At 60.2% G+C, this 6730-nt stretch carries 2 protein-coding genes; both read right to left on the bottom strand.

Annotated features, from left to right (window positions below):
• On the bottom strand, positions 1 to 6120 hold a 6120-nt coding region (locus VMN77_06560), incomplete at its 3' end, for an Ig-like domain-containing protein (protein HTN43442.1).
• Positions 6117 to 6623: a hypothetical protein gene (locus tag VMN77_06555; GenBank protein ID HTN43441.1), complete on the bottom strand. Its 507-nt coding sequence runs from the start codon at positions 6621 to 6623 to the stop codon at positions 6117 to 6119. The genes VMN77_06560 and VMN77_06555, both read right to left, overlap by 4 nt.
• Positions 6624 to 6730: the final 107 nt, after the last annotated feature.

Genomic DNA, 6730 nt, shown 5'->3' with positions numbered 1-6730 from the left:
GCTGTTCTTCGACACCGTCGCGCTGTCCGCCACCGCCACCGGCGCGTCGTTCACCGCCGTCACCGTGATAGATACCGCAGCGGCCGTGGAAGGCAGTAAACCGTCACTGGCCGTAAACGTAAAGGTGTCCGGGCCGTTATAATTTAAGGCCGGGGTGTAGGTCACAAGCGCCGTACAGTTCGTCCCCAATCCGCTGGGGGTACAGCTCGTCCCGGATACGGCCGACAGGCTCCCGTGGGCCGGGGGCGTCCCGATCGCAAACGTCAACGCGGGACTGTCGATGTCCGATGCCGCGAGCGTGATCGCCAACGCGGTGTCCTCCGCCGTCGTCACGCTCTGCGCATTCGACACCGGCGCATTGTTCACCGGCGTTACCGTGATGCTGACCGTCGAGGCGGTCGAATCCAGGAAACCGTCATTGGTCTTGTACGTAAAGCTGTCGGGCCCGTTGTAATTGGCCGCCGGCGTGTAGGTCACCTGCGCCGTGCAGCTGGTCCCCAGTCCACTCGGCGTGCAGCTCGTCCCCCCGATCGCGCCCACCGACCCGTGAGTGGGGGGGGAGACAAGACTGAACGTCAATGTCGCGCTGTCCACATCCGTGGCGGATAACGTGACCGTTACAGGGGCATCCTCCGGAGTCGTCACAGTCTGACCGGTTGAGACCGGTGCATCATTGACCGCCGTGATCGTCAAATTCACGGTCGATGAATTGGAGTCCAAGAGCGTGTCATTCGCCTTGAATGTAAAGCTGTCCGTCCCGTTGTAGTTCGAATTGGGCGTGTAGGTCACCTGCGCCGTGCAGCTCGACCCCAATCCGCTGGGGGTGCAACTCGGCGTCCCGATCGTTCCCAGCGTTCCATGCGTCGGCGCCCCCACAACCGTAAAGGTCAACGACGCGCTGTCCACGTCCGCCGCGGAAAGCGTGATCACCGCCGCCGTATCCTCCGCCGTGCTCACGCTCTGGCCCGTCGTTGTCGGGGGATCGTTCACCGGCGTCACCGTCAGACTCACGGTCGAGACGTTTGAATCCAGCAAGACGTCGTTGGCCTTGTAGGTAAAGCTGTCCGGGCCGTTATAAAGGGGATTCGGCGTGTAGGTCACCTGCGCGGTGCAGCTCGTGCCCAGTCCGCTCGGCGTGCAGGTCGGGGACGAAATCGCGCCCAGGGTGCCGTGGGTGGGAGGGGCCACGAGAATAAACGCCAGCGCGGAGTTGTCCACATCCGTGGCGGACAGCGTGATCGTGACCGGACTGCCTTCCGCCGTCGTCACGCTCATTCCGTTCGATACCGGCGCGTCATTCACGGGCGTAATCGTCACACTGACCGCAGCCCCGGTCGAATTCAAAGACCCGTCGTTGGAGATAAAGGTGAAACTGTCGGGTCCGTTGTAGTTCAAGTTCGGAGTGTAGGTCACCTGCGCCGTGCAGCTGGAGCCCAGGCCGCTGGGCGTGCAGGCCGTTCCCGTAATCGTCCCCAGGCTGCCATGCGCGGGGGTTCCCGCCACCGAAAAGGTCAGGGCCGCGCTGTCGATATCCGCCCCCGCCAGCGTGATGGTGATCGGGGTATCCTCCGCGGTGGAAACGCTCTGGGCATCGGCCGTCGGGGGATCATTGACCGGGGTCACCGTGATCGAGACCGTCGCCGCGGTCGAGGTCAGCGATCCGTCGCTGACCGTAAATGAAAAGCTGTCCGGGCCGTTATACGTGACGGTCGGTGTGTATGTGACCTGGGCCGTGCAATTGGTTCCCGCGCCGCTCGGTGTGCAACTCGGTGCCCCGATCGTCCCCAAGGTCCCGTGCGTCGGGGCCCCCGCCACGGCAAAATTGGTCAGCGCGGTGCTGTCGATGTCCGTCGCCGATAGGGTGATCACTAAGGGCTGGTCTTCCGGGGTGGTGACACTCTGGGCGTTGGCCGTCGGGGGATCGTTCACCGGGGTCACCGTCACCGATACCGTCGCCGGTGTGGAGGCCAGAGTCCCGTCATTGACCGTAAACGTGAAGCTGTCCGGGCCGTTGTAATTGGCGTTCGGCGTGTAGGTCACGGCCGCGGTGCAGCTCGCCCCCCCGCCGCTCGGGGTACAGGTCGGCGCGGAGATCGTGCCGAGCGTTCCGTTCGTCGGCGCCGTCCCTGTGGCAAACGTCAGTGCCGTGCTGTCGATATCCGTCGCGGAAAGCGTGATCGTGAAGGCGGTGTCTTCGGAGGTGGTGACGCTCTGGGCGTTGGCGGTCGGGGGATCGTTCACCGGCGTCACCGTCACCGAAACCGTCGCGGCCGACGAAGTGAGGAGTCCATCACTCGCGGTAAACGTAAAGCTGTCGGGTCCGTTATAATTCGGATTCGGAGTGTAGGTCACCTGCGCCGTGCAGGTGGAGCCCGCGCCGTTCACCGTGCAATTGGCTATAGGGGGGATGGCCGACAAGGTCCCGTTCGTCGGGGCTGTGCCGAGCGCGAATGTCAGGGACGCGCTATCGATGTCCGTGGCGGTCAAGGTGATCGCGAGCGGCGCCTCCTCCGGAGTCGTCACGCTCTGGGCCTGGCTGACCGGCGGATCGTTCACCGGGGTGATCGTCAGGCTCACCGCGGCCGGGGTCGAGACGATCGTTCCGTCGTTGGCGCCGAACGTAAAGCTGTCCGAGCCGTTGTAGTCGGCCGCCGGCGTGTAGGTGGCCTGCGCGGTGCAGCTCGAGCCCGCGCCGCTCGGGGTACAGACCGGCGTCCCGATCGCCCCCAGGGATCCGTGGCTGGGTGGGGTTATAACGACAAACGTCAGGGACGGACTGTCGATATCCGTCGCGGAGAACGTGATCGGCACCGGGGTGTCCTCTGCCGTCGTCACGCTCTGTCCCGTCGCAACCGGCGGATCGTTGACCGGGACCACGGTCAAACTCACGACGGCGACGTTCGAATCCATCTGGCCGTCGTTCACCGTGAATGAAAAGCTGTCCGGGCCGTTGTAATCGGGGTTAGGCGTGTAGGTCACCTGCGCCGTGCATTCCGAACTCAACCCCTGCGGCGTGCAGATCGGCGCCGAAACCCCTGAAAGGGTCCCATTGGCGGGGTTGGTATTGATCAAATAGGTCAACGGATCCCCGTCCACGTCCTCGGATTTCAGCGTGATCACCACCGCGGTGTCCTCCGGCGTCGACACGGGTTGATCGGCCGCCGTCGGCGGGTCTTCCACGGGAGTGACGGTTATCGGCACCGATCCCTGATTTGAATCCAACAATCCGTCGTTCGCGGTGAAGGTCAGGAGGTCCGAGCCGAAGTAATTGGTATTGGGCGAGTAGGTCACCTGCGCGGTGCAGTCCGACCCCAACCCGTCCGGCGTCGGCGTGCAGACCGGAGGTGTGATATCCGACAACGTCCCGAAGTGGGGGGCGATGGCGACCGCAAAGGCCAAGGAGGTGTTATCCACGTCGGAGGCCGAGAGCGTGATCGTGATCGGGGCCTCCTCGGCCGTGGTCACCGCTTGATCATCCGCCACCGGCGGATCGTTCACCGGCGTGACGGTCAGGTTCACGGTGCCGATGTTCGAATCGAGCAAGCCGTCGTTCGCCTTGAATAAAAAGCTGTCCGGACCGTTGTAATTTAATATCGGAGTATAGGTGACCTGGGCGGTGCAGGAGGTGCCGTCGCCGACCGGGGTGCAGGTCGTTCCCGTAATCGGGGACAGGGTCCCGAACGGCGGGTTACCGGCGATGCTGAAGGTGACGGACGGGCTGTCCGGATCCGTCGCCGACAGCGTGATCGTGACCGGCGTGTCCTCCGGCGTGGTGACATCCTGGTCGGTCACCACCGGCGGCAGGTCGATAAAGATTACCAGCATCCGGTGGTTGGCCGTATCCGCCACGTAAAGGTCGTCCCCCACGGCCAGGCCGTAAGGGTTGTACATGCTGGAAGCGGACAAGCCCCCGTAATTGGCGTTATTGGAGCCGAAGCCGGGCTGGCCGAAAACCATATCCGCCGCGGTATCACAGGTCGTACAGGTTCCGAGAGGATTATCGAACTCCAGGACCCGACTGTTGGCAGTGTCCGCAATGTAAAGGTCGTCCAATCCATCCACAGCCACGCTTCTGGGCAATGACAAACTGGTGGCGCTGATGTTTGGGTAGTTCGCAACATTTGCGGTAAAGTCTCCGGCTTGCCCAAAGACCTGATCGGCGACATTGTCCGTCAACGGACTGGTGTACTCGAGGACGCGATTATTGTTTAAATCGGCCACATAAAGGTTCCCGGAGGAATCCAGGGCCACCCCGGAGGGATTGCAGAGACTGCTTGCGCTGATACCGCCGTTGTCGCAAATATTGCTCGAGAAATCGGGTTGGCCGAAGACCTGATTGGCTGCCGCGCCCGTCCCCGGCGGGCCGTTGTATTCGAGGACACGGTTATTGGTAAAATCAGAAACATATAGATTTCCGGACGGATCGAAGGCCACACCCGTTGGATTACAGAGACTGTTCGCGCTAACGGCCGTCGCGCCACTGAAGAAATTGCAGCCGACATCGGTGAAGTTTGAATGCCCGATAACTTGATCCGCCACCGTGTCCGTTGTGAAAGGACTGTTGAATACCAGAACCCGGTTGTTGGTATTGTCCGCCACATAAAGGTTACCGGCGCTGTCGACGGCAATCCCTCTTGGGTTACACAATGTGCTGGCAGAGGCCGAACTTCCTTGATTGCAGAATGCACTGTAGAAATCGGGCTGGCCGATGACAATATCGGCCGGTTGCCCATTAATCAAGGTCGAGACATCGTTCCAGGCCAGCACACGGGAGTTATCGGTATCGGCCACATAGATATGATTGGGCCTCACGCTTCGGTCGACCGCAACGCCCGAAGGGTTCAAAAACCCGGCGCCGTCGAGATAGTTGGGGCCGTAATTCGAAAAATTGGCTTGCCCCAGGACCCGGTCGGCCACCGTGTCCGTGGTCACCGGGCTATTGAACCCAAGCACCCGGTTGTTGTCCGGATCCACGATATAGATGTTTCCGGACCCATCCGCCCCCACTCCCGTCACGGTGCATAGCGTGCTCGCGCTGACACTGGACGATTGTTTGACGCAAGTCGTGGCGCTGAAGCTTCCGCCCTGTCCAAAGACCCGGTCGGCGACGTTGTCCGCCAAAGGACCGGTGTACTCCAATACCCGCCAATTGCCGTTATCCGCGACATAGAGGTTGCCCGAGCTGTCAAGGACCACGTCATAAGGTCTGCGCAACGTACTTGCAGTGGCCGCATTATCGGCATTGGTGGTGAACGATGTAAAGCTTGTTTGACCGAAAACCCGGCTGGCCGCCATGCCTGAGCTGATGGGCGCGTTGTACTCCAGCACGCGGTTATTCGAGACGTCGGCAACATAAAGATTGCCCGAGCCATCCAAGGCCACCCCAAAGGGATTGGAAAGACTGTTTGCGGCCGGGTTTACTTGGCCCCTGTTGGATTTATTCGCACTAAAATTCGCTTGACCGATCACCCGGTCGGCGGTTTGGTCCGTCAACGGACTGTCGTATTCCAGAACACGATTGTTGTACTGATCCACCACATAGAGGTTGCCCGATCCATCCGCACCCACGGCATTGGGAAAGTCGAGGCTGCCCGCGGATGGTCCTCCATTGTTCGGCAAGGCCAAGGTGAAGCTTCCGCCCTGCCCGAATACACGGCTCGCCGCCATGCCCGAGGTAAAGGGCGCGTCATACTCCAGCACACGGTGGTTGTTCGTGTCCGCCACGTAGAGATTGCCGACGTTGTCCACCCCCACCCCTCTGGGCAGGCAGAGGCTGCGGGCGGACACCCCGCCATAGTTGCAGAGAGTGGTTGAAAAGTCGGGCTGACCGATGACCACATCGGCCGCATCGCCGTTTTGGAAGGAGGTGGCGTCCGGCCAGCTCAGCACACGGTTGTTACCGTCATCCGCCACAAAAATCCGGTTGGAATTTTTGTCCACCGCGACGCGAAAGGGGAGGTACAAACCCCGGCCGTCCACGAGGTTCGGGGCGTTATGAGTGAAGTCGAGCTGGCCGAGGACGATATCGGCCACGGTATCCCCGGTGAGGGCGAAGGGATACGAAAAGATGAAGAGAACCAGCAAGAGTCCTGTGCCAATCGACAACTTCCTATATTTCATGGGATCGGGTTCCCTATGAAAGCGGTCGGTTGACCGAGCAAGAGGGCCGCCCTTGGAATGCCATCCGCCGTGTTGTAGGTCACGTAGAACTTGAAGGGTTCATCACCCGAGGCCATGTCTGCGTTCGGAACGGTAAAGCTGGCCTGGATCATTTTGGGTTCGGTAGGAGTTAGCGTCCCAATATTGATATTGAGCGAGCCGTCGTCCGGAAGAGCAAGGGGGGTGATCGATTGACCGATTGTCAGATTGTTTAAGTCTTGACCCGAGAGGTTCATCAATTCAAGTATAATGGATACGGTCGTGCTTCCGTTCGCCTGTTGTGTACCCAAAACTTGATAATGAACACCCACCTCCTCCGCAAAGGCTTGGGATAACGAAATACCAAGCCAGAACAACCCGAATACAAAAAGGCCGATTTTGGATCTTCCTTTTCGTAACACGGTCCCCTCCAAATCGATATATTTGAATGGGCTGAATGCTGTTAACTGTTGAATATATCTCACAAAAACAGCCTCGTCAATTACTCAAAAGTGGCGTATTAAAAACGCAACAACGGGTTAATCCGCGAACGAATCGCTCCTTTTGGCAGGAAGCACTAAATTGGCATTTT

The organism is Nitrospiria bacterium, assembly GCA_035498035.1.
Classification (GTDB): Bacteria; Nitrospirota; Nitrospiria; order JACQBZ01; family JACQBZ01; genus JACQBZ01.
Note: the sequence above shows the minus strand (reverse complement) of the source record. Positions and strands in the feature narration are given on the sequence as shown.